Annotated in this window: 1 protein-coding gene; it reads left to right on the forward strand. The window is 53.8% G+C overall.

All coding sequences use genetic code 11. The features are described 5' to 3' along the window. Positions 1-1,734, forward strand: a 1,734-nt coding sequence (locus RMSM_RS35185) for an SHD1 domain-containing protein (protein ID WP_040771239.1), incomplete at its 5' end; no start/stop codon positions are given. Positions 1,735-2,228 lie beyond the last annotated feature (494 nt).

The raw sequence follows: 2,228 nt of genomic DNA on the forward strand, positions 1-2,228 counted from the left end.
TTTACGGTGCAGCCCCAGGCAGAAACATGGACCGACTCTACAGGCAAATTCTCGATCGATGCAAAGTTCATCGGCGTTGAGGGCCAGAGCATCGTTTTGCTCAAGGACAATGGGACCAAGATCAGTGTTCCGATTGCTCGGCTAAGTCTCGACAGTCGCAATCAGGCTCGCAAGGCATACGGCCAAATGACAAACCAGCTGAAACAGCCTGTGACACCAACTGCGGCGTCCGCTTCCGCTGTCGCCCCCACAGTGAATCGAACGTTGGATTTTGAACCGCCGACGCCGCTACCGGTCGATCCGATGCCAGCGTTTCCCGACAATTTGTCCGTTCGTGAAACCATTGACTTTGCGAAGCAACAAATTTTGGCCGGCCATCCCGAGGTGCTGTGGTATGCATTACCGGCTGAGATGCGTGCCACGTTTGACGACGACCGTTTTCGCAGCGAGGTCAGTCCGTTCATCGACCAGAGCACCGCTTTGCAATCCCAAGTTGAACCGGTGGTGTTTAAAGCCATCGAAGTCTTGGTCACCAAGAAACCTTTCGTGCTTGGCTCGCCCTTGCTGGAACAGGTCCCGGCCGAGGCCATGCCGCAAATCGAAAACGCCTACGATCCTGCAGTCGGCGTCCTCTACGAGCTGGTTGATTTCGCTTTTTCAATGGAGTTGACGGGGGACCGCACGCTGACGCAAGCGATCAACTATCACGGCCCGCGGATTGGCGGTCACCTGAAGCCGTTGTTCCAACTAGTCCCTCCAGGCATAATCGATCAATTCCTTGACTCGTTGACGATTGAGCAGATCGATGATGACCACGCCATCGTTCGTGTGCCACAAGCCGAAGACGCAGGACCCCAAAACGACTTTAGTTTTGAATTCACATCGCGAGAGACCAAATTGGTGCGGGTCTCGCAGCGGTGGGTCACGGAAGAACAGTTTGAACAATGGAACGAACTGAAAACGAAACTTGAATCGGGCGATCTGAAGCAGTCAATGGAACAGGCGACACAAGAGAACGCCGAAAACATGCAGGGAGCGGCGATGATGGTCGGCATGTTCACCGGCATGGCAAACACAGTGCTAGATTCTTTGCTGGCGGCGGAGTCGCAAGAGGAGTTTAATCAAGCGATCGCCCAAGCATCCGCGATGGCCAATTTTGGGGCGGGCAGCGATACCGATTCCAGTGGCCCCGAGATGAAACTTGAGTTTAGCGGCAACGACAATATCCAATTCGAAATCTCTGAATCAATGGAGAGTTCGGCAGGCGACTCCGACTCGGCATCGGTCCCTTCAGGGCCAGCACCGGAGGGATGGACACTGGATCTTACCGAAGTGGAAATACCGTCGAGACCGGCCTCCGGTGTAGCTGCGGGTTCCCCCACGACAATCAACAAAGCGACGATTCGCGATGGGATCCTGCATTTGGCTCACCGCGAAGGAAATGACGACCTTCATGAGTGGATCATCTTTACCTTTTTGGACGAAGGCGAGAAACCCGACGGCAAGACGTTTGACATCAACCCAAATTCTGGCTTCTCTTCGCCTCATGTGCATTTCCGCAACGCCACTGCCGAGGGTGGACTCGATTCCGACGTCTTCATGAGCGAATACGCGATGAAGTTAGAATTCGGCCAAGCGACGGGCGGAAAACTGCCAGGCAAAATCTACTTGTGTTTGCCGGACGCGAAAAAGAGTCTCCTACGAGGCACGTTCACCGCCACGATCGAAAATTGACGAGCAGCAGTCCTCCTCAAACCCAATGCATCGGCGAGATTGGCAGTGCTGGATACCTGTATTGGAACCTGGCAAAATGATGGATGGGCAAAATGATTAAAAACCGATGCCCTCCACGCTGGAAATCATTTTGCCAAACAATCAATCTGCCATTCCCGCTTGCGAAAGCTACCGCCGTCACCCTTCTCTTCTTTTGTTCCATCTTCTGTCGTCCCTTGGCACCAGCGATTTATAAGTGCTGGAAGTCTGGCTCCCTTGGCTTCCGCCGGGCTTGCCCCGGTCGGTGCGGCAACTGGCCGCTACCAAAGTAGATGGCATTGGGCGTGAGCCCGGGGAATCCAACACAAACACGATTCCAAAGCCCCGAAGGGCAACGCTGTGAAGCATTTTTCCCGTATAGGGAAAACGCAAATTAACTGTAGCGAAAGTCGCAGAGACTTTCGGCCACGTGAGTAAAACCGAAACTCTCTGCGAGTTTCGCTACGAAAAAATGC

It is taken from the genome of Rhodopirellula maiorica SM1 (assembly GCF_000346295.1).
Lineage (GTDB): Bacteria > Planctomycetota > Planctomycetia > Pirellulales > Pirellulaceae > Novipirellula > Novipirellula maiorica.